Source organism: Mesorhizobium sp. WSM4810 (assembly GCF_055811235.1).
In genome coordinates this window covers 40369-61153 of the sequence record NZ_JBVVQV010000004.1, presented here as the reverse complement: position 1 = coordinate 61153, position 20785 = coordinate 40369, and the positions used below count along the sequence as shown (strand labels likewise).

The following is a 20785-nucleotide window of genomic DNA, read 5'->3' as shown; positions in this document are numbered from 1 at the left end:
CAAGCGTCAGATTTTCACCACGTGGATGGAATCTAACACTTGATGCCCACGTTTGACGGCGGCGATGATTTTGTCGGGGTCGGCGGTCCAAGTGAACGGTTTGGGTTGCTGATTGTGTTCTGCGAGGTAGCGGTTGATGGCAGCCCGGAGGTCGACGACAGAGTGGAAGACGCCGCGCTTGAGGCGCCGCTTCCGGTGAAGGATATTCCTGTGCGCATGCGCCAGACTCGCATGCGCTTTCGCCAAAGGGAATCCAAGCCGGACTCTTATGTTAGGCCGATACCACTAGCCGGTCGGGCCGCCACGACCTTCGGTCGGGCTGGGATCGTTCTCGAGCAGGATCGGCTTGCCGTGCGGCGTTGCATGCGCGGCGCGTTCCCAGGCGGCAGCGAGCGCATCGACGTCGCTTTTGCCGGCAACGCCTTTTGCCGACAGCAAATTTTCCAGCACCGCCAGCCAGTGCTCGTAATAATCGTGGCCATCTCTTGCGGCACCAGGCTGCTTGACCTCGGCGGACAAGGCGTCCGCCCATTCGCTCCAGGAGAACAGGCCGTTATCGTGCAGCGCGACCGTCATGGCGAAGGCTTCCGCCTGCCATGGCTCGGCGAATACCGGCGCCTCGACGCCGGCCGGCAGCGTGGCGGTGGCTGACTTCGCCTCACGCCGGTTCAAGATAGCTCTCCCAGGCATCGATCGACACGGTCAGCGTCGGGTCGGCGCCCTCGCCCCAGATCTCGGCGCCGTCGAAAACCACCGTATAGACCCATTGCGGGTTTTCGCCCTGGCCGTGCGCATTCGTATCAGGGAAGACAAAACCGTCGCGCACCGCCTCGACGGCGCCTTGCTTGCCGCGGGCGTAGCGCGGCAGCCTTGTGTGGCCGGTCGGATGGAAATTCTTCGTGCGCACCAGATCGCCTGCCTTGAACCGGGCCGGCGTGGCGATCGGCCGGTCGCATGGGCCGCCCTTGGCCAACACCGCCGGCACGTTTTCGGCCTTCAGCACCCGCTTTGGCGTCGCGGCAGGGTCGACCGCCTTGCCCGCGGCCAGATCGCGGTCACTGACAAAACCATGCCGCTTCAGCAAGGTTTCGAGCGCCTTGACCCAGATCTCATAATAGCTCGAGCCATAATAGTCGGCGGGATGCAGCAATTCCCGCGCATGCCGGCTCTCGTCGATGGTCCAGGCGCCCATGGCGCCCGCGCACAAGGTCACGCCAAGCGCCCGCCTTTCCCAGTCGGCATGGAAACAGGGTTCGTCCTTTTCGGGCGCGACCGGCCCGAACCCCATCTGCCCGCCAAGATCCTGCGGCCCGTTCATGCCGGCTCCCGCGCCAGTCCGGTGCCGATCATCGCGTCGCGCGTCACCAAATCCGCCAGCCGCTCCTCGCTCCAGCTGTCGGTGCCCTTCGGCCGCATCGGCACGACCAGATAACGCAGCTCGGCGGTCGAATCCCACACCCGGATCTTTGTCGTTGCCGGCAAGGTCAGCCCGAATTCCTCGAGCACGCCGCGCGGATCGATTACCGCGCGCGAACGATAGGGCGGCGCCTTGTACCAGACCGGCGGCAGGCCGAGCACCGACCACGGGTAGCAGGAGCACAGCGTGCAGACGACGAGGTTGTGCGTGTCCGCGGTATTGAACACGGCCTGCATGTGCTCGCCCTGCCGGCCGGTGTAGCCGAGCGAACCGATCGCCGCCGTCGCGTCGCGTTTCAGCAAAACGGCAAAGTCCGGCTCGACCCACGCCTTCGCCACCACCTTGGCGCCGTTGCGCGGGCCGATTTTTGTCTCATAGGTGTCGACGATCACGTCGATCGCGGCTGGATCGATCAGCCCTTTCTGGGTGAGGATCGTCTCCAGCGCGCGCACCCGGGCGGCAAAAGGATCAAGCTCGTTGTCGTGATTATGATCGTGGGACATGGCCGTAAATTACGGCTGCATGCGTTCCACCGCAAGCGCCACGGCTTGGGCCAGCCCGTCGGCTTCTATTCGGCCGCCGCCTTGTGCGGCTCGCCCTGCAACACTTCTCCGTTTTCGAACAACGACGGCTGGTCGACGGCTTCGACCGGTGGCTGCTCGTCCCGGCGCTTCGGCCACAGCCCGACAAGCCAGCCCGAAAAATGCTCCATGTAGACATAGATGACCGGCGTGACGAACAGCGTCAGCGCTTGCGAAGCAACGAGGCCGCCGACCACCGCCACGCCGAGCGGCTGGCGCAATTCGGCGCTGGCGCCGGTGCCGAGCGCGATCGGGATCGTGCCCATCAATGCCGCCAGCGTCGTCATCATGATCGGCCGGAAACGCATCAGGCAGGCCTTGTGAATGGACTCGAGCGGCAACATCCCCTCGCGCCTGAGTTCGAGCGCGACGTCGATCATCATGATGCCGTTCTTCTTGACGATGCCGATCAGCATCAGGATACCGATGACCGCAATCACCGACAGGTCCATCCCCGCAAGCCGCACTGCAACAAGCGCGCCGAGCACCGCCGACGGCAGTCCAGTCAGGATGGTGAGCGGATGGATAAAACTCTCGTAGAGGATGCCGAGGACGATATAGATGGTCAGGATCGCGCCGGCGATCAGCAGGCCCTGGTTCGCAAGCGAATCCTGAAAAGTTTTCGCCGTGCCCGAAAAAGTGGTCGAGATCGTCGCCGGCATGCCGATCTTCTCCTTCAGCGCATCGATGCGGCTCACGCTGTCGCCGAGCGCGACGCCCTGCGGCAGGTTGTAGGAAATGGTCACCGCCGGAAGCTGGCCGAGCTGATTGACGGTCAAGGCGCCGGCGGTCCGATCGACGCGGGCAAAGGCGCCGAGCGGCACCAGGCTGCCGCTGGCCGTCCTTACCTTGATCGCCAGCATCCTTTCTGGCGACCACTCGATCCTCGGGTCGAGCTCCATGATCACCTCGTAGCTGTCGGCCGAACCGAAGATAGTCGAGACCTGCTCGGTGCCGAAACCGCCATAGAGGCTGGAGCGCAACGTATCGGTGTCGACGCCGAGCGTCGCCGCCTTGTCGCGGTCGACCACCAGCGACGCCTGCAGGGCGTTGTTCTGCAAGTCATTGGTGACGTCGGTGAAGGCGCTACGGTCGGCGGCCATCACGTCGGTGAGCTTCTGCGCCCAGTTGTCCGCCGCGCCGATGTCGAGGCCCTGCACGACGAGTTGATAGGCGCTGGCCGAAGCGCGCGCGCCGAGCCGCAGGTTCTGCACCGGCTGCATGAAGGTCTCGATGCCGGGGACATTGGCCAGCTGCCGCCGCAGATCCGAGAGCACCTTGTCGATATCGGGGCGCTGGTCCTTGTCCTTCAATTGCACATAGAGCCGGCCCTGGTTGAGTGCGTTGTCGCCGCTGCCCACCGACCACCCAACATGCGAGACATAGGGTGAATGGTAAAGACATCAGCCACTTGCCCCTGCAGCTTCACCATGGCGTCGAACGAGATGTCCTGGCGCGCGGTGGTCGTCACCGAAATCTGGCCGATATCCTCCTGCGGAAAGAAGCCCTTCGGCGAGGTCTGGATCAGCCAGGCCGACAGTGCGGCCGTCCCAATGAAGACGAGAAGAACCAGGAACCTGTGCCGCAGGCAAACTGTCAGCAGCCAGTCATAACCCCGCATGAAGAAATTGTGCCTGTGACCTTCGCCCTGCGCTGCTTCGCGCTCAGCCCTCGAAACCGACAAGAGCCGCGAGCACAGCATCGGCGTCAGCGTCAGCGACACGAACATCGAGGCTAGGATGGCGACCGTCACCACCACCGCGAATTCGTTGAAGATGCGCCCGATCACGCCGCCCATCAAAAGCACGGGGATGAACACCGCGACCAGCGAGATCGAGATCGAAATAATGGTGAAGCCGATTTCGCGCGCACCCTTGAGTGCCGCGTCGAAGGCCGAGAGTCCCTCCTCCTCCATGTGGCGAAAAATGTTCTCCAGCATGACGATCGCGTCGTCGACGACAAGGCCGACCGCCAGCGTCAGCCCCATCAGCGAGATGTTGTCGATGGAAAAGCCGAACAGGAACATGGCGCCGAGCGTGGCGATCAGCGAGATCGGCACCGCCACCGCCGGGATGATCGTCGCCGTTACCCGGCGCAGGAACAGGAAGATCACCATCACCACCAGCGCGATGGTGAGCAGCAGCGTGAACTGCACGTCGTCGACCGCCTCGCGGATCGACGTCGAGCGGTCGTTGAGCAACCGGATGCTGGCCGCCGCCGGCATCTGATCCTGGAAGGACGGCAGCATCGCCTTGACCCGGTCGACAACGTCGACGGTGTTGGCATCGGGCTGACGCTGCACCGCCATAATGATCGCGCGGGTGCCGTCGTACCAGCTTGCCGTCGTCGTGGTCTCGACCGAATCGATGACGCGGGTCACCTCGCCGAGCCGCACCGGACGGCCGTTCCTGGTGGCAATGATGATGTTGGAAAATCCCGCCGCGTTGTTCAACTGCGTGTTGGCGGTGATCGTCAGCTGCTGCTTGTCGTTCTGCAGCACGCCGAGTGGCGTGTTGCTGTTGGCCGAGGCGATCGCCGTCTGCAGCTGGTCGATCGAGATACCGCGTGCAGCGAGCGCCGTCGGATCGATCTGGACGCGCACCGCGTATTTCTGCTGGCCGAAGATCGAGACCTGCGCCACGCCTTCGATCGTCGACAGCGACGGCGAGATCACATTCTCGGCAAAGGCATCGAGATCGGTCAGCGGAACCGTGTCGCTGACCAGCGACATCAGCAGGATCGGCGCATCGGCCGGATTGACCTTGCGATAGCTCGGCGGCTGGTCATCTCGGGCGGCAATTGCCGCTGCGTTCGCGCGATCGCCGCCTGCACGTCGGCCGCGGCCGCATCGATATCGCGGTTGAGCACGAACTGGATGGCGATCGAGGTCGAGCCGAGCGCGTTGGTGGTCGAGATCGAATCGATGCCGGCGATGGTGGTGAACTGCTTGATCAGCGGCGTTGCCACCGAGGTCGCCATGGTTTCCGGCGAGGCGCCGGGCAGCGAGGCCGAGACATTGACCACCGGAAACTCGGCGCTCGGCAGAGCGGCCACCGGCAGGAACTTGTAAGCGAACAGCCCGCCCAGCACGAGCGCAAACGACATGAGCAGGGTGGCGACAGGTCTGCGGATGCAGAATTCGGAGATCATGGCCGCGTCCCGCCCGCCTTGCCAGCCTCGGCAACCCTGGGAGGCGCCCGATCAACGGCATCGCCTTCGCGGACCGGCGCGCCGTCCTTCAGCTTTGCCTGGCCCTCGACGACGACATTTTCGCCGCTTTTCAGCCCCTCGCCGATGGCGCTGTTGTCGCCTTCGGTCAGTGCGATCTGCACGGGCCGCACCTCCACCGTGTTGTCGGGCTTGATCACATAGACGAACGGCCCCTTCTGGCTTGGCTGGACCGCAACCGTGGGAACCGAGGTCATTTGCGGCATGATGCCGGCATCGAGCACGACATTGACATACTGGCCCGGCCACAGCGAAAGATCGGGGTTGGGCACGCTGGCCCGCGCTGCGATCGTGCCGGAGGCGGTGTCGACGCTGGAATCGACGAAATCGAGGGTCCCCTTGCCAATCGGTGTCGGGTCGCCGTCCCTGGTCAGCGTGACTGCGCCTTGCCCTGGCGCCGCCAGCGCCTTGTGCAAAAGGGCAAGATCGCTTTCCGGAAGATTGAAGTTCACCCGCAGCGGGTCCATCTGGGTGATGGTCACCAGCGGGGTCGACGTGCTGCTGCCGCTGTTGGTGGTGACGAGATCGCCGATAGCGACGTTGACCGAACCCAGCCTGCCGGAAATCGGCGCCGTGATCGTGGCAAAGCCGAGTTGGACCTCGTCCGCTTCGATCGTCGCCCTGTCGGCATCGACCGTGGCCGCAGCGGACTTCTGCGCGGCGATCGCCTGGTCATAGGTCTGCTGCGTGCCGGCCTGCCTGGCGACAAGAGCCTTGGCACGCTCAAGATCGGCCGTCGCACTGGCAAGCAGCGCCTGGTCGTTGGCGAGCGTCGCCTGGTCACGAGCCAGTTGCGCCTTCAGCGCGCGGTCGTCCAGCGAGAACAGAAGGTCGCCGGCCTTCACCATCTGCCCGTCCTTGACAGCGATCGATGTGATCTGGCTCGAGGTCCGCGCATTCACGCTGACCACGGCGGGCGAGGATACAAAGCCGATGGCGTAGCGCCGGATCGGGAAGTCGGCCGTCGAAGCGGTGGCGGCAACCACCGCGGTCGCACGTGCGGCATTCGCGGCGGCCGCCGGTTTGTCAGGCGCCGCCTGACCCGCTGACAGCATCTGCCGGAACTTGTCCGTTGCCGCGGGCGAAAGATAGAGCCCAGCCGTGACAAGGCAGACGACCGCAAGCATCGCAAGCACGATCTTTCCACGCATCGTCAAAGACCTTCCATCCGACACGCCGTGGTTCGGTGGTCATGTCTGGTATAACTCGCAGCCTCGTGCTGCGGTTTCACCAAATAGATAGAGGGCGCCGAGGGCAAAAAAGGGCCAAAACCCGGGATTACGAAGATTTAATGTGCAGTGCACAATAAAGCGGCAGCTACCGCAGCATCGGCCACAGTGTCGCTGCCAGCAGCACGCCCATGGCGATGTTGAACCATTTCAGCCGCACCGGGTCCGAGAGAAAACCGCGCAGCGCCGTGCCGAAACCTGCCCACACCGAAACGCTCGGCAGGTTGACGACGGTGAAGGCTATCGAAACCAGCGCCACCGATAGAAACGGATGCTCCGGAACGGCATAGACGGCCATGGCGGTGATCGCCATCACCCACGCCTTGGGATTGACCCACTGGAACGCTGCCGCATCGATGAAGCGCATCGGTCGCGCCTTGGTCTCGCCCTTGCTGCTGAGCGAACGCGACATGGCGATCTTCCAGGCGAGATAGAGCAGATAAGCACTGCCAGCGATCTTCAATGCGGTGTCGAGAACCGGAAACGCGATCAGAACCGCGCCAAGACCGAAGCCGACGGCAAGCAACAGCACGAGGAAGCCGATGCTGATGCCCAGCATGTGCGGAATGGTTTTGGCAAAACCGAAATTCACGCCGGAAGCCAGAAGCATGAAGTTGTTCGGGCCCGGCGTGATCGAAGTCACGAAGGCATAGACCAGCAGGGCAAGGAAGGCATCGATGGTCATTGGCTTCTCCCAGGCAGGTCAGCAATATTGTCCTTTTACCTCAGACGCACAAAGGCCACCTCTCGGCGGCAGCCGGGCCAGAAGGTCAGGATCAAGCAGAATAAATACAGGCGGTGCCAGAGCACTGGGCCCAAAGCGCCGGATGATCACATCCCCTGCGGGCCGCGATTCATCGCCGCCACGCCGGTGCGGCAGATTTCGACCAGGCCGAGCGGTTTCATGATGGCGATGAACTGGTCGATCTTGGAGCCTTTGCCGGTGATCTCGAAGATGAAATGCTCGGTGTTGGCGTCGATGACGCTGGCGCGGAAGGCATCGGCCAGCCTCAGCGCCTCGACGCGGCCCTCGCCGGTGCCGGCCACTTTCACCAGCGCGAGTTCCCGCTCCAGCGGCCGTTCCTGGCCGAGTTCGTGCGAGCGCACGGTGAGGTCGACGACACGGTGCACCGGCACGATGCGCTCGAGCTGGTGCTTGATCTGCTCCAGCACATGCGGCGTGCCGCGCGTCACGATGGTGATGCGCGACAGATGCTTCTCGTGCTCGGTTTCGGAAACGGTCAGGCTCTCGATATTGTAGCCGCGTCCGGAAAACAGGCCGATGACCCGGGCAAGCACGCCCGGCTCATTGTCGACCAGCACGGAAAGCGTGTGGATCTCCGGTCTTTCCGTCTCCTTGGCGATGAAGTAGGCGGAACCGGTGGGTTGAAGGTGCTGTGCGTTCATGACATGAATCTCGATTTCAAACTTTGAGCTGTTTTTCTGTTTCCACACGGCTTCCGACAGCCCTGCCTCGGCTCGGACGACAGGGGTTACACCAGTTCCCTGCCCTTGGCGTCGATGGCATTGGCCACCGCCTCGTCGGTCGCCTCGTCCGGCAGCAGCATCTCGTTATGCGCCTTGCCCGACGGGATCATCGGGAAGCAGTTGGCAAGCGTGGCGACCCGACAGTCGAAGATCACCGGCTTCTTCACCGAGATCATCTCCTTGATGGCGTCGTCCAGTTCGTCCGGCTTCTCGCAGCGGATGCCATGGCCGCCATAGGCTTCGGCGAGCTTGACGAAATCCGGCATCGCTTCGGTGTAGGAATGCGACAGCCGGTTGCCGTGCAGAAGCTGCTGCCACTGCCGCACCATGCCCATGTACTGATTGTTGAGGATGAAGATCTTGATCGGCGCCTCGTGCTGCACCGCGGCGCTCATCTCCTGCATCGTCATCTGCACCGAGGCGTCACCGGCAATGTCGATGACCAGCGCATCCGGGTGCGCAATCTGCACGCCGAGCGCCGCCGGCAGGCCGTAGCCCATCGTGCCGAGCCCGCCGGAGGTCATCCAGCGGTTCGGCTTCTCGAAATGATAGTGCTGCGCCGCCCACATCTGGTGCTGGCCGACCTCGGTGGTGATGTAGGTGTCCATGTCCTTGGTCAGCGCATAGAGCCGTTGGACGGCATATTGCGGCATGATAACGTCGTGGTTCATCTTGTAGGCAAGCGAATCCCGCGCCCGCCATTTCGCGATCTGCTCCCACCACGGGTGCAGCGCCTTCTTGTCGGCCCTGGCGGTGGCCCGCCACAGCCGCACCAGATCCTCCAGAACCCGGCCGACATCGCCGATAATGGGCACATCGGTGTGGACGTTCTTGTTGATCGACGACGGATCGATGTCGATATGGATCTTTTTCGAATTCGGCGAGAACGCGCTGAGCCGGCCGGTGATGCGGTCGTCGAAGCGCGCGCCGATGCAGACCATGACGTCGCAATCATGCATCGCCATGTTTGCTTCATAGGTGCCGTGCATGCCGAGCATGCCCATCCAGTTCTTGCCCGAAGCCGGATAGGCGCCAAGGCCCATCAGCGTCGAGGTTATCGGGAAGCCGGTCAGGTCGACCAGTTCGCGCAGCAAATGGCTGGCTTCCGGGCCGGAATTGATGACACCGCCGCCGGTATAGAGGATCGGCCTTTTCGCGTTGGCCATCAGCTCGACCGCCGCCTTGATCTTATCCAGGTCGCCCTGGACCTTGGGCTGATAGCTCGTGCGCGGCGCCGTCTGCGGCGGCACATAGGTGCCCTTGGCGAACTGCACGTCCTTCGGGATATCGACGACGACCGGACCGGGGCGTCCTGTTGTCGCGACGTGAAAGGCCTCATGGATGATCGCCGCGAGCTCGTTGACATCCTTCACCAGCCAATTGTGCTTGGTGCAGGGCCGCGTGATGCCGATCGTGTCGCACTCCTGGAACGCATCCGAGCCGATCAGCGAGGTCGGCACCTGACCGGTCAGGCAGACCAGCGGGATCGAATCCATCAGCGCATCCTGCAGCGGCGTGACCGCGTTGGTGGCGCCCGGCCCCGATGTCACCAGCATGACGCCGGCCTTGCCGGTCGACCGCGCATAGCCCTCCGCCGCATGACCGGCACCCTGCTCGTGACGGACGAGGATGTGCTCGACCTCGTCCTGTTGGAAGATTTCATCATAGATCGGGAGAACTGCGCCGCCCGGATAGCCGAAGACATGCTTGACGCCGTTGTCCTTCAGCGCCTGCACCACCATTTCGGCTCCGGTCATTTCGCGCCGTTCGTTCTGTCCACTGCTCATCGGTCTGGTCCCGTATTGTCCGCCATCGGGCGATTGCTGGTCGTTTAGTCGTGTTTCGGGCAATAAAAAAGGCCCCCGAGGGAGCCTGTGTCTTGCGCATGGGGGGTTTTCGCCCGGCGGTTACACCGCCTTGCCCACACGCTTTCCTACTACGAGAATGAGTGCCGTTTTCATGGTGGCGGACAATAGAATTGGTTTTGCGCCGCTGTCAACGGCGAATATGAAAGACGCCAGACGGTTCGGGCCAGGCAGCCCGGTTGCACCCATCGCCTCGAACCACCGTTCCGCATGATCGCCGGCAGGATCAGTGTCCGCGATCATCCAGATAAGCCATTGAAACCGCGCCAAACTATTTGACGACGTGACGCGGCACGCCGTTTGCCGCGATACTCCGGTCGACCGGCCTGGGAGGGGCCAGCAAGCCGCGATGACGACCAGCACTTCACGGGAGGAAGTTTGATGCTCGACAAGGCCCCAGCCAAGAAACTATCCGACGTGCTCGACCAATTCAGCGCAGCGCTCGCCGCCGGCGACATCGACCGCTCGGTCGGGTGCTTTCAGGAAGACTGCTACTGGCGCGACCTGGTGACCTTCACCTGGAACATCAAGACCATGGAAGGTCGCGACCAGGTCCGCGATATGCTGATGAGCCAGTTGGCGACGATAAAGCCATCGAACTGGGCGCTTGCGAAAGGCGAAGACGCCACGGAGAGCGATGGGCTGCTCGAAGGCTGGATCAGTTTCGAAACGGAGGTTGCGCGCGGCTTCGGCCATATCAGGCTGAGGAACGGCAAGATCTGGACGCTGCTCACCACCATGGTCGAGCTGAAGGACCACGAGGAACCCGCCGGCTTCGCCCGGCCGATGGGTGCCAAGCACGGTCACGGCAAAAACCGGCCAACCTGGAAGGAGGAGCGCGAGAAGGAAGCCGCCGAACTCGGCTTTGTCAATCAGCCCAACACGCTGATCATCGGCGGCGGCCAGGGCGGCATCGCGCTCGGTGCCCGGCTGAGGCAGCTCGGCGTGCCGACCATTATCGTCGAGAAGAACGAGCGTGCCGGCGATTCATGGCGCAAGCGTTACAAGTCGCTCTGCCTGCACGATCCGGTCTGGTATGACCATCTGCCCTATATCGACTTTCCTCGGAACTGGCCGGTCTTCTCGCCCAAGGACAAGATCGGCGACTGGCTGGAAATGTACACCAAGGTCATGGAGCTGAACTATTGGTCCTCCACGCAGGCCAAGAGCGCCACCTATGACGATCAGAAGAAGGAATGGACGGTCGTCGTCCGTCGCAACGGCAAGGACATCACGCTGAAGCCGAAGCAGCTGGTGCTGGCCACCGGCATGTCGGGCCGGCCCAACATCCCGCAGTTCAAAGGCATGGAGAATTTCAAGGGCGATCAGCACCATTCCTCGAAACATCCCGGTCCAGACAGCTACGCTGGCAAGAAAGTCGTCGTCATCGGGTCGAACAATTCCGCGCATGATATCTGCGCCGCACTCTGGGAAGCCGGCGTCGACGTCACCATGGTGCAGCGATCGACCACGCACATCGTCAGATCCGACACGCTGATGGATATCGGGCTCGGAGCCCTCTATTCGGAGCAGGCCGTGCAAAACGGCATGACCACGGCCAAGGCCGATCTCATCTTCGCCTCGCTGCCCTACAAGATCCTGCACGAATTCCAGATCCCGCTCTACGAGAAGATGAAGGAGCGTGATGCCGCCTTCTACGAGGGCCTGGAAAGAGCTGGCTTCATGCTCGACTGGGGCGACGACGGTTCGGGCCTGTTCATGAAATATCTCAGGCGCGGTTCCGGCTACTATATCGATATCGGCGCCTCCCAGCTGATCATCGACGGCGCCATCAAGCTGAAGAGCGGCGTCGACGTGACCGAGATCAAGGAACATTCGGTCCTGCTCAGCGACGGCACCGAGCTGCCGGCCGATGTCGTCGTCTATGCCACCGGCTACGGTTCGATGAACGGCTGGGCGGCAGAGCTGATCTCGAAAGAGGTCGCCGACAAAGTCGGGAAATGCTGGGGGCTCGGCTCGAACACCACCAAGGATCCCGGTCCCTGGGAGGGCGAGCAGCGCAACATGTGGAAGCCGACGCAACAGGAAGCGCTCTGGTTCCACGGCGGCAATCTGCACCAGTCACGCCACTATTCGCAGTTCCTGTCGCTGCAGTTGAAAGCGCGGCACGAGGGCATCGCGACGCCGGTCTACGGGCTGCAGCAGGTCCATCACACAGGATAGACGATCGAGGCTGTCGCCGGGACTCGCCGCCGGTCGGTTCAATTTTCGCGACCGGCTTAATCGTCCCTACACCATCCGACCTCATCCCCCCTTAACCGCGTCGGCGTAAGGTCGATCGCCTTGGGGAAAATGGAAAAGGGAAATGGGGAACAGCCTGTCCATGTTCGTCGACCGCGACGCCTCCGTTGGAGAGCCGACATTGCAGGAGCGCCGCAAGGCGGAGCAGAGCGACAAGCGCGTTCTGGGCAATGTCGTCCAGTGCGACGGCGCGCGCGCCACCATCAGCGCCCATGCCGCCGACATCCTAGGCACGGTCACCGGCCATTGGAGCGTCGGCAAGATGATCTCCATCAACCTTGGCAACACGCGAACCGTCGGGCTGGTCTACGCGGTCGGCAAGTCGGATCGCGCCTGGCACGATGAGGGCCAGAACCCGATCGAGGTCAGTATCGAGCTCATCGGCGAGGTGCGCGACGGCGCCGAGCCCGGCGCCAAACCGGTTTTCGACCGCGGTATCACCACCTATCCACATATCGGCGCCATTGCCCACCGCATCCGCAGCCGCGACCTGCAGGCGGTCTATGACCTGGCCGGGCGTCACTCGATCACCATCGGCACGCTGTCACAGGATGAGGAGATCGACGCCAACATCGCTATCGACGACACGCTGGCGCGCCATTTCGCCATTGTCGGCACCACCGGCGTCGGCAAATCCACCGCCGTCTCGCTGCTTTTGCGCAAGTCGATCGCCGCTCGACCCGACCTGCGCGTTCTCATCCTCGATCCGCACAACGAGTTCGCCGCGTCCTTGCCAGAGCACTGCGTCAGGGTCGATTCGGCGACGCTGGACCTGCCCTTCTGGATGTTCAAGCTCGAGGAGTTTGCCGAAGTGCTGTTTCGCGGTCGAGAGATCGTGCCGGAAGAGGTGGACGCCTTGCGCGATCTTATTCCCGCGGCCAAAAACCTTTATCGCAACCCGAATTCGGGCACGTATCTCAGGCGCGGCAGCGATGCGCTGACCGCGGACACGCCGGTGCCCTATCGCATTGTCGATCTCATCAAGCAGATCGACGAGCGCATGGGACTGCTGGAAAGCAAGAACGACCGCCCCACCCTCAAATCGCTGAAGACGCGCATCGAATCGGCAGCCTCCGATCCGCGCTACCGCTTCATGTTCAACTCGCGGCTGATCGAGGACACCATCCACGAGACGATCGGCAACATCTTCCGCGTGCCGCATCACGGCCGCCCGGTGACCTGCTTCGAGATGGCAGGCATGCCTTCGGAAGTGGTCAATTCCGTCTGCTCGGTGCTGGCGCGTCTGGCCTTCGACCTGGCGCTGTGGAGCGAAGGCCGGCTGCGGCTGCTTTTGCTGTGCGAGGAAGCGCACCGCTACATGCCGGCCGATCCGCGCCTTGGTTTCGCGCCGACCCGGCACGCGCTGTCGCGCATCGCCAAGGAAGGCCGCAAATATGGTTGTTATCTCGGCATCGTCACACAGCGCCCGGGCGAACTCGACCCCACCATCCTGTCGCAGTGCTCGACCTTTTTTGCGATGCGGCTCGCCAACGAGCAGGACCAGGCGATCATCCGCTCGGCGATCGCCGATTCCTCGGCCTCGACACTGGCGTTCCTGTCTTCGATGGGCCAGCGCGAAGCCATCGCCTTTGGTGAAGGCGTGGCGACGACCATGCGAATGAAATTCGAAAAACTGTCCGATGGCCTGATCCCGGGCACAGCCAAGCGCGAGGAAGCCTTGCCGTCCGAGCTTGGCCATGATGTCGATCTGGTGGCGATCGTCGAAAGGCTTCGCAACGTTCCAAAACCGCAGCAGGCGATGGTCTTCGCCGAAGTCGTGGATTCGAGCCGGCAGGCCGGCGATCCCGACTATCGCAAGCCGCCCGCCCCGACTGTCGCACGCGCCCAGCCGGACGACGATTTCGACATGCGTTATGGCCTGAAACCCGCAACCTTCGGCCTGCGCTCGCAGAACGATTGAGCCGGGCGGCTTTAGCCTGTGAGGCTAAGGCGCTTCCAAAGTTAAAACTATGTCACCCTAGGAAACCAGGGCAAATCCCGGAAGGGAATTCATCAGGCCGGATCGAATGACGTGGCTTTCGAGAACCCGGCGCGGAGTGGACATTTGAGTCCATGAGCACCGGAAGTCGAGAAAGCTGCGTCAGTCGGCCGGCCTCATGAATTCTTCTCCGGGATTTCAGGCGCAGACGCGGTTGCGGCCTTGCCTCTTGGCTTCGTAGAGCTGGCGGTCGGCGCGGCGATAGAACTCTTCGGCGGTTTCCTTGCGGTCCCAGATGGCAAGGCCGACGCTGGTGGTGATCTTCAGCCGGACATTGCCCGATAGTATCGACATGTTGGCGATCGCCTTGCGGATGCGCTCGGCGAACCTGGACAGCAGTTCGGCATCCATGTTGGGCGTGACCACCGCGAACTCCTCACCACCCAGGCGCGCCACCACGTCGTGATAGCGTGTCATGTCCTTGAGACAACTGGCGACCGCCCGCAACACCTGGTCACCGACATCATGGCCGTGGGTGTCGTTGACCTGCTTGAAATGGTCGAGATCAAGGATCATCAGCCCGACCGGCTTGTCGATGCGACGGAATTCCTCGAGATATTCCTTCAGTGCATCGTCGAAATAACGCCGGTTCTGCATGCCGGTCAGGCCGTCGGTCAGCGCCGCATGCTCCAGCGTTTCCGAACGGGCGCTGAGCGAAACCGTCATGGCGCGCAGCTTGCCTTCTTCCGTCGCCTGCTTGCGGATCAGCGGGTAGATGAAGAAAATCCCGAAGAACAGGGCAGTCGCCAAAAGGACGCCGGTCCCAAACAACAGCTTGTTGAGATAAGTGGTCTTCTCAATCGCGGCAGGCGTAGTGATCTCCGCCGCGAGCGCCTGCAGAAGCCCATAGGCGTGAAGCGTCACCAGGCCGGCGGCCAGGATTACGAAGATGAAGACGAAAAAGGCTGATTCCGCCTTGTGAAAACGCATCTGCTCCCCGTTGCAAAACCCTAAAGACGTTATGGCATCGACGGCCTTACGGAGGGTTAATTAGGACAACTTCAACGGGAGGTCTTCCCTTAAAGTCAACTTTTCAGGTTGCACTCGAAAAGGTATCCAAGATCGTGGATTCCACACGATCACCAGGGCGCAATCTCAGCCATTCCGGACCCAACTGATGCCTGAACCAGGTCGCCTGGCGCTTGGCATACTGTCGCGTCGCGATCTTCGCGCGCTCGATCGCTTCGGGAAAACTCAGCTCGCCGGCCATTGCGGCCTGGAGTTCGCGAACGCCGATGGCTTTCATCGCAGGCAAGTCGGGATCGAGGCCAAGATCGGTGATCTGCGTGACCTCGTCGAGGGCGCCCTTCTCCAGCATGCGGTCGAACCGCGCCTCGATCCGCTCCACCAGCTCCGCTCGGTCCGGCTCGATCACAAGGAAGCGCGTGCTGGCTCTGTCGATCAGTGGACGGCCGCGCGCCGCCTGCCATTCCAGGATGGAACGGCCCGATGCGTCGAGCACCTCCAGCGCCCGCACGATGCGCTGGCCGTCGGTCGGCTTCAGCATCATGCCGGCTGCAGAATCCCTGCGCAGCAGGATACGGTGCAGCTTGGCTGCGCCCTGCTCCTGGAGTTCGTAGCGCCAGCGATCACGGATCGACTGCGGAATGTCGGGCATTTCCGAAATGCCCTCCGCAAGCGCCCGGAAATAAAGCCCGGTGCCGCCGACGAAAATCACCGGCCGTTCGAAGAACGTGCCGACCGGACGTTCGACGAACGCGCCGTCGTCGATGAGATTCATCACGTCGCGCAGCCAGGCGCCAGTGGAATAGGCGGTGGAGGGATGGACATGTCCGTAGAGGAAATGCGAGACGCGAGCGAGTTCGGCAGCAGTCGGCCGCGCCGTCAGCACGTCGAGCACCGAATAGACCTGCATCGAATCGGTGTTGACGATGACTCCGCCCTTGCGCTCGGCGAGGGCGAGCGCAAGGGCGGACTTGCCGCTGGCGGTCGGCCCGGCTATCAGGATCGCGTTCTTAACGCGGCCCTCGCTCGCCTGCCCGCCGGAATTTTTTATGCCGCTGATCGCCACGCTTGTATCCCATCCCGCCGGTCGCGCATTGTCGCCGGCGCTTGCGAATATGGCGTCGCGGTCGGTCGGCGCAAGCACTGTTCGCTGGCTGGCCGAAGGCATCGCCTGTGAATTCGCCCTGCCCGAGACGGCCGAAGCCGCTGAAACGACCGCCAGCCTGCGCGCCGTGCTTGCACCCGAACCGGTTGACGTGATCGTTCAGCGGCCCGAGGGCAGGCGAAAGAAAATCCTTATCGCCGATATGGATTCGACTGTTATCGACCAGGAGTGCATCGACGAACTCGCCGACGAGATCGGCGTCAAGGATTACGTCGCCGCCATCACGGCGCGATCGATGAATGGCGAGATCGCTTTCGAGCCGGCCTTGCGCGAGCGGGTGGCGCTGCTGAAAGGCCTCGACACTGCCGTGGTCGACCGCATCATCGCCAATCGCCTGACGCTGGCTTCCGGTGGCCGCGCGCTTGTCCAGACCATGCGGGCCAACGGCGCTTGGACTGCACTCGTGTCGGGTGGCTTCAACGTCTTCACCTCACGCATCGGCGGCATGCTCGGCTTTCAGGAGAATCGCGCCAACCGCCTGATCGAGCAGGATGGCCGCTTCACCGGGCTGGTCGCCGAGCCGATCCTGGGGCGCGCCGCCAAGGCCGATGCGCTGCTCGAGATTTCGGCGCGCCTCGGGCTGACGACCGCCGACGCCATTGCTGTCGGCGATGGCGCCAACGACCTCGACATGATCCGCCTTGCCGGCACCGGTGTCGCGCTTCATGCCAAGCATGTCGTGGCGGCGGAGGCAAAATTCCGCATCGACCATGGCGACCTGACCGCGCTTCTCTATCTGCAGGGCTACCGGCGGGAGGAGTTTGTGGAGTGACGCCAATCCGCACCGAGCGCCTGATCCTGCGCAACTGGGAGGATCGCGACCGCGACCTCTTCTACCGCATCAACTCCGACGAGCGCGTCATGGAGTTCTTTCCGTTTCGCCGCGACCGCGCGCAGGCCGACGCCAAGATGGACGAGTTCCGCGCCTGGATTGCCGAGGATGGCTACGGTTTCGCTGCCGCCGAGATAATTGAAACGCGCCAATGCATCGGCTTCGTCGGCCTCCTCGACACCGATCATTTGCCGTTCCTTCCGGCCGGCACCGTCGAGATCGGCTGGCGGCTGGCGCCCGAATTCTGGGGCCATGGCTATGTCACCGAGGCAGCCGAAGCCTGGCTCGCCTATGGCTTCGAAACGCTTGGCCTCAAGGAAATCGTTTCTTTCGCCGTCAGGGATAACAGCCGGTCCACTGCCGTCATGGAACGCCTGGGCATGACCGCCGACCCGACCAGCGATTTCGACCACCCCGGCATTCCGGACAGCCACGCCAGGCTCAAGCGGCATGTGTTCTACAGGCTGACAGCCAAGGATTGGCAGAAAAATCGGCGCTGATCAGTGCCGACCCTGATCAGCGCTTGTCAAACGGAAGCTCGTCGCCGGGCTGCGGCGCTTTTGCGCCGACCCGATCGAGCACTTTCGCGAAATCGTCGCCCGATGCATCACCAGCCCGTCGGCGCAGGAAATCAGCCGCTGTCTCCATGGCTCCAACCTTTTGCGACACGGCCGACGCGATCCACTGGTTCAGCGACACACCATCAGCACGCGCCTCCGGGACTCAGTCCATCCGGATCGTCACAAACCGCAATTCGCCGCTCTTCGACGCCAGCATCAGCAGCGCATTCTTGCGTCCCTGCTCCTTCAACGCAGCAATCCGGTCCATGACATCCTTGGGCGTGGCGACCGATTCCTGCGCGATCTCGGTGATCACCTCGCCGGCCTGGATGCCGCGTTCGGCAGCGGCTGAATCCTTGGCGACTTCAGTGATGACGACGCCGGAGACTTCGGCGGCAATACCGAATTTCGTCCGCGTCTCGTCGTTGAGGTCGCCAACGGTCATGCCGAGCACGGACGCCGTCGAAACGGCAGGCGCCTCGTCGCCGGTGTCCTTGTCGGTATTGCCGTTCTCGCCGCTGGCAAGCTTTTCGCCATCTTCGAGCCGGCCAAGCGTCACCTTCACGGTCTGCTCGACGCCCTTGCGCACGATGACCACGTCGACAGCCTTGCCGACCGTGCTCTCCGCGACGACGCGTGGCAGGTCGCGCATTTCATTGACGTCCCTGCCGTCGAACTTGATGATGACGTCGCCCGCCAGAATGGTGCCGTTGTCGACAGGCCCGCCCTTGATGACGCCGGCGACCAGCGCGCCCTTGGCGGTCGCCATGCCGAGGCTCTCGGCAATGTCGTCCGTCACCGGCTGGATGCGCACACCGAGCCAGCCGCGCCGCGTCTCGCCGAACTGACGGAGCTGGTCGACGACTCCCAACGCCAGCTGCGAGGGGATGGAAAAGCCGATGCCGATCGAGCCGCCGGACGGCGATATGATCGCCGTGTTGATGCCGATCACCTCGCCGGCGCTGTTGAACAGCGGCCCGCCGGAATTGCCGCGGTTGATCGCGGCATCGGTCTGGATGAAATCGTCATAGGGGCCGGAATTGATGTCGCGGTTGCGGGCCGAGACGATGCCGACCGTCACGGTGCCGCCGAGGCCGAACGGATTGCCGATCGCCATCACCCAGTCACCGACGCGCATCTTGCTGGAATCGCCGAATTTCACCGCCGTCAGCTTGTGCCCTTTCGGATCGACCTTCAGCACCGCCACGTCGGTCTTGGTGTCGGTGCCGACCAGCGTCGCCTTCAGCGTCACGCCGTCGGAGAAATTCACCTCGATGTCGTCGGCATCGGCGATTACGTGGTTATTCGTCACCACGATGCCCTGCTCGGCGTCGACCACGAAGCCTGAGCCCAGCGACTGCACCTTTTGCGAGGGGTTGCCCTGTTCGCCGGGACGGTTCTTGAAGAAATCGTCGAAGAAGTCCTGGAAGGGCGAGCCCTCTGGAAGCTGCGGCATCGGCACCGCGCCGGGGCCTTCCGTGCCCTTGACCCTCTGCGAGGTCGATATATTGACCACGGCGCCGAGCAGGCCCTGCGCCAGATCGGCGACCGAAGCCGGGCCGTCGTCGGCGGCCGCGGGCGCCACCAGCGACGGGACGGTAGCGACGCCGATAAGAAGTGCTGCAGCACCCGCGGTGAATGTCCGCCTCGCCGCGCGCAAAAAGCTGTTGGATGTCATCGAGAAGTCTCCCGGTGTCTCTGAGAAGAAAAGCGCTCGCCGAAAACGCTGCGTCGAGCCATGTTGGCAAGAAATACGGCACGTTTGCGGCTATGGCTATCGGCGGAGGATAAATCCTCCGTTATCCCGAAATCATCGTCATCCACCACGCACCAGCCAGACGAGCCCGACACCAACGGCGATTGCAATCAGCCCGGCGACCCGCAGCGTATTTTCCGGCATCGACAGAACCTCGCCGGCAAGTTTCTTGGCGAGACCGGGAAAGCCGCCATAGACCAGGCCCTCGACACTACAGCGCCGCGCGTCCTTTGGACGCGCAAAGGACGCTGTAGCACTTTGATTTGGCGCATGATCCTTTCCGAAAATCGATTCCGATTTTCGGGGTCATGCGCGAGAACCAGGCCTATTGCCGCCAGAAAGTCCTGCACCGGCCGTTACTGACCGGTGCCTGGCTGCGCTGTCGGTGCAGCGGGTGCACGGGGCACAGCTGCTGGCCCAGGCGCTGCCGGTGCAGCCGGCGCTGCCGGCGTGTCCGCGCCGGCGGGATTGCGGAAGAAACGGAAGAAGTCCGAATTCGGCGACAGCACCATCGTCGTCCCGGTACTGTTCAGCGCCGTGCCGTAGGCATTCATCGACCGGTAAAAGTCGAAGAAGGCTGGATCGCGCTGGTAGGCGTTCGCGAAGGTGGCGCTGCGTTGAGCTTCACCTTCACCGCGCAGGATTTCAGACTCTCTCCGTGCCTCGGCGACGATCTCCACCACTTCGCGGTCGGCGCGCGCCCTGATGCGCTGCGCCGCCTCGTTGCCGCGCGCCCGCAGCCGCTCGGCTTCGGCCAGACGCTCAGCCTTCATGCGGTCATATGTCTGTTGCGAGACTTCCGCCGTCAAATCGGTCCGGCGAATGCGGACATCCTCGATCTGCAGGCCGAGCGACGTGGCGTCGGGCCTCAGCTGATCGCGCACTTCGCGCATCATCACGGCTCGCTCTTCCGAGAGCGCCGCCTCGAAATCGCGCAGACCGTAGACACGGCGCAAGGCGGCGTCGAGACGCGTCCTCAAGCGTGCCTCGGCCAGCTCGATCTGGCCGGACACCGCGGAGCGAAACACGCGCGGATCCGAGATCCGATAGGCGATGAAGGCGTCGACCTCATAAAACTTGCCGCCCGAAACCTGGACGCGGATGTTGTCGAGGTCGAAGCGCAGCACCCTGTTTTCGATCAACTGCACGCTGTCGGCATCGAAGAAGGCGAACGGCGCCTTGAAATAGATGCCCGGCTGGCTCTTGACGTCGACGATCTCGCCGAACCTGAGCACCAGTGCCTGCTGGCGCGCATTGACAACGAAGACCGACGAATAGAGCAGGAACAGGACGACCGCGGCGATGACGGCGATGATGGGAAGACGGTTGGCCATCACTGGTTTCCTCCCAGCACCGGCGCCCGGGGCCGCGCCCGCGCCCGGGGGGGGGAAAGCGGGCCGGGGGGGGATGGTGAACCCCCCCGGGCGGGGGGGTTTT

General features: G+C 63.1%; 18 protein-coding genes and 2 pseudogenes. 4 read left to right on the top strand and 16 right to left on the bottom strand.

Going from position 1 to position 20785, the window contains the following annotated elements; all coding sequences use genetic code 11:
- Positions 1 to 6: 6 nt before the first annotated feature.
- The 10 genes and pseudogenes from AC0L3O_RS07525 to AC0L3O_RS07480 all read right to left on the bottom strand — a co-directional run.
- Positions 7 to 192, bottom strand: a pseudogene (locus AC0L3O_RS07525) (IS630 family transposase); the annotation flags it as partial.
- 93 nt (positions 193 to 285) lie between these two features.
- Positions 286 to 690, bottom strand: coding sequence for a nitrile hydratase accessory protein (locus AC0L3O_RS07520; RefSeq protein ID WP_473534247.1), 405 nt, complete (start codon positions 688 to 690; stop codon positions 286 to 288).
- Complete coding sequence (nthB, locus tag AC0L3O_RS07515) at positions 659 to 1318, bottom strand: nitrile hydratase subunit beta (protein WP_473534248.1); 660 nt, start codon at positions 1316 to 1318, stop codon at positions 659 to 661. Before nthB ends, AC0L3O_RS07520 begins: the two co-directional genes overlap by 32 nt.
- Positions 1315 to 1920, bottom strand: a complete 606-nt coding sequence (gene nthA, locus AC0L3O_RS07510; protein ID WP_473534249.1) for a nitrile hydratase subunit alpha — start codon at positions 1918 to 1920, stop codon at positions 1315 to 1317. Before nthA ends, nthB begins: the two co-directional genes overlap by 4 nt.
- 65 nt (positions 1921 to 1985) lie before the next feature.
- Positions 1986 to 5148, bottom strand: a pseudogene (locus AC0L3O_RS07505) (efflux RND transporter permease subunit).
- Positions 5145 to 6377 carry an efflux RND transporter periplasmic adaptor subunit gene (locus tag AC0L3O_RS07500; protein WP_473615265.1) on the bottom strand — a complete coding sequence of 411 codons (1233 nt, stop codon included), beginning with the start codon at positions 6375 to 6377 and terminating at the stop codon, positions 5145 to 5147. The pseudogene AC0L3O_RS07505 and the gene AC0L3O_RS07500 overlap by 4 nt, the downstream one beginning before the upstream one ends.
- A gap of 166 nt (positions 6378 to 6543) precedes the next feature.
- Positions 6544 to 7140 (bottom strand): LysE family translocator, encoded by a 597-nt coding sequence (locus tag AC0L3O_RS07495; protein ID WP_473615263.1) that lies wholly within the window; start codon positions 7138 to 7140, stop codon positions 6544 to 6546.
- A 146-nt stretch (positions 7141 to 7286) separates the two neighbouring features.
- Positions 7287 to 7862, bottom strand: coding sequence for an acetolactate synthase small subunit (gene ilvN / locus AC0L3O_RS07490; protein WP_091594244.1), 576 nt, complete (start codon positions 7860 to 7862; stop codon positions 7287 to 7289).
- 86 nt (positions 7863 to 7948) lie between these two features.
- Positions 7949 to 9730 (bottom strand): acetolactate synthase 3 large subunit, encoded by a 1782-nt coding sequence (locus tag AC0L3O_RS07485; RefSeq protein WP_287290879.1) that lies wholly within the window; start codon positions 9728 to 9730, stop codon positions 7949 to 7951.
- 120 nt (positions 9731 to 9850) lie between these two features.
- The gene (locus AC0L3O_RS07480) at positions 9851 to 10051 is read right to left on the bottom strand and encodes a hypothetical protein (RefSeq protein ID WP_091594240.1); all 201 of its coding nucleotides are present in this window, start codon (positions 10049 to 10051) and stop codon (positions 9851 to 9853) included.
- A 138-nt stretch (positions 10052 to 10189) separates the two neighbouring features.
- On the opposite strand from AC0L3O_RS07480, the gene AC0L3O_RS07475 reads away from it, so the two are divergent.
- Positions 10190 to 11992: an NAD(P)-binding domain-containing protein gene (locus AC0L3O_RS07475; protein WP_473534252.1), complete on the top strand. Its 1803-nt coding sequence runs from the start codon at positions 10190 to 10192 to the stop codon at positions 11990 to 11992.
- Positions 11993 to 12152: 160 nt separating this feature from the next.
- Positions 12153 to 13991 (top strand): ATP-binding protein, encoded by a 1839-nt coding sequence (locus AC0L3O_RS07470; protein WP_473615398.1) that lies wholly within the window; start codon positions 12153 to 12155, stop codon positions 13989 to 13991.
- Between the two features lie 216 nt (positions 13992 to 14207).
- On the opposite strand, the gene AC0L3O_RS07465 is transcribed toward AC0L3O_RS07470, so the two are convergent.
- Positions 14208 to 14999 (bottom strand): GGDEF domain-containing protein, encoded by a 792-nt coding sequence (locus AC0L3O_RS07465; protein ID WP_023798799.1) that lies wholly within the window; start codon positions 14997 to 14999, stop codon positions 14208 to 14210.
- 103 nt (positions 15000 to 15102) lie between these two features.
- Positions 15103 to 16095 carry a tRNA (adenosine(37)-N6)-dimethylallyltransferase MiaA gene (miaA, locus tag AC0L3O_RS07460; RefSeq protein ID WP_473615397.1) on the bottom strand — a complete coding sequence of 331 codons (993 nt, stop codon included), beginning with the start codon at positions 16093 to 16095 and terminating at the stop codon, positions 15103 to 15105.
- Here miaA and serB point away from each other — a divergent pair.
- Together serB and AC0L3O_RS07450 are read left to right on the top strand one after the other, a co-directional pair.
- Positions 16085 to 16972, top strand: a complete 888-nt coding sequence (gene serB / locus AC0L3O_RS07455; protein ID WP_287176588.1) for a phosphoserine phosphatase SerB — start codon at positions 16085 to 16087, stop codon at positions 16970 to 16972. The two genes, miaA and serB, sit on opposite strands and share 11 nt — an antisense overlap.
- On the top strand, positions 16969 to 17532 hold the full coding sequence (locus AC0L3O_RS07450) for a GNAT family N-acetyltransferase (RefSeq protein ID WP_287176587.1): 564 nt from the start codon (positions 16969 to 16971) through the stop codon (positions 17530 to 17532). Before serB ends, AC0L3O_RS07450 begins: the two co-directional genes overlap by 4 nt.
- Positions 17533 to 17548: 16 nt before the next feature.
- Here the strand turns inward: AC0L3O_RS07450 and AC0L3O_RS07445 are convergent, their stop codons facing one another.
- The 4 genes from AC0L3O_RS07445 to hflC all read right to left on the bottom strand — a co-directional run bounded on the left by AC0L3O_RS07445 (position 17549) and on the right by hflC (position 20682).
- Positions 17549 to 17680, bottom strand: coding sequence for a hypothetical protein (locus AC0L3O_RS07445; protein ID WP_280807523.1), 132 nt, complete (start codon positions 17678 to 17680; stop codon positions 17549 to 17551).
- A 75-nt stretch (positions 17681 to 17755) separates the two neighbouring features.
- Positions 17756 to 19270, bottom strand: a complete 1515-nt coding sequence (locus AC0L3O_RS07440) for a DegQ family serine endoprotease (protein WP_023798795.1) — start codon at positions 19268 to 19270, stop codon at positions 17756 to 17758.
- A gap of 138 nt (positions 19271 to 19408) precedes the next feature.
- Positions 19409 to 19549, bottom strand: a complete 141-nt coding sequence (locus AC0L3O_RS07435) for a DUF2065 domain-containing protein (protein ID WP_236473681.1) — start codon at positions 19547 to 19549, stop codon at positions 19409 to 19411.
- A gap of 155 nt (positions 19550 to 19704) precedes the next feature.
- Positions 19705 to 20682 (bottom strand): protease modulator HflC, encoded by a 978-nt coding sequence (hflC, locus tag AC0L3O_RS07430; protein WP_023798793.1) that lies wholly within the window; start codon positions 20680 to 20682, stop codon positions 19705 to 19707.
- Positions 20683 to 20785: the final 103 nt, after the last annotated feature.

What these genes read in the sequence shown, in the direction of transcription:
- AC0L3O_RS07520 (WP_473534247.1), bottom strand. Translation starts at nt 690, where the DNA reads ATGCCTGGGAGAGCTATCTTGAACCGGCGTGAGGCGAAGTCAGCCACC.
- nthB (WP_473534248.1), bottom strand. Translation starts at nt 1,318, where the DNA reads ATGAACGGGCCGCAGGATCTTGGCGGGCAGATGGGGTTCGGGCCGGTC.
- nthA (WP_473534249.1), bottom strand. Translation starts at nt 1,920, where the DNA reads ATGTCCCACGATCATAATCACGACAACGAGCTTGATCCTTTTGCCGCC.
- AC0L3O_RS07500 (WP_473615265.1), bottom strand. Translation starts at nt 6,377, where the DNA reads ATGCGTGGAAAGATCGTGCTTGCGATGCTTGCGGTCGTCTGCCTTGTC.
- AC0L3O_RS07495 (WP_473615263.1), bottom strand. Translation starts at nt 7,140, where the DNA reads ATGACCATCGATGCCTTCCTTGCCCTGCTGGTCTATGCCTTCGTGACT.
- ilvN (WP_091594244.1), bottom strand. Translation starts at nt 7,862, where the DNA reads ATGAACGCACAGCACCTTCAACCCACCGGTTCCGCCTACTTCATCGCC.
- AC0L3O_RS07485 (WP_287290879.1), bottom strand. Translation starts at nt 9,730, where the DNA reads ATGAGCAGTGGACAGAACGAACGGCGCGAAATGACCGGAGCCGAAATG.
- AC0L3O_RS07480 (WP_091594240.1), bottom strand. Translation starts at nt 10,051, where the DNA reads ATGATCGCGGACACTGATCCTGCCGGCGATCATGCGGAACGGTGGTTC.
- AC0L3O_RS07475 (WP_473534252.1), top strand. Translation starts at nt 10,190, where the DNA reads ATGCTCGACAAGGCCCCAGCCAAGAAACTATCCGACGTGCTCGACCAA.
- AC0L3O_RS07470 (WP_473615398.1), top strand. Translation starts at nt 12,153, where the DNA reads ATGTTCGTCGACCGCGACGCCTCCGTTGGAGAGCCGACATTGCAGGAG.
- AC0L3O_RS07465 (WP_023798799.1), bottom strand. Translation starts at nt 14,999, where the DNA reads ATGCGTTTTCACAAGGCGGAATCAGCCTTTTTCGTCTTCATCTTCGTA.
- serB (WP_287176588.1), top strand. Translation starts at nt 16,085, where the DNA reads ATGCCGCTGATCGCCACGCTTGTATCCCATCCCGCCGGTCGCGCATTG.
- AC0L3O_RS07445 (WP_280807523.1), bottom strand. Translation starts at nt 17,680, where the DNA reads ATGGAGACAGCGGCTGATTTCCTGCGCCGACGGGCTGGTGATGCATCG.
- AC0L3O_RS07440 (WP_023798795.1), bottom strand. Translation starts at nt 19,270, where the DNA reads ATGACATCCAACAGCTTTTTGCGCGCGGCGAGGCGGACATTCACCGCG.
- hflC (WP_023798793.1), bottom strand. Translation starts at nt 20,682, where the DNA reads ATGGCCAACCGTCTTCCCATCATCGCCGTCATCGCCGCGGTCGTCCTG.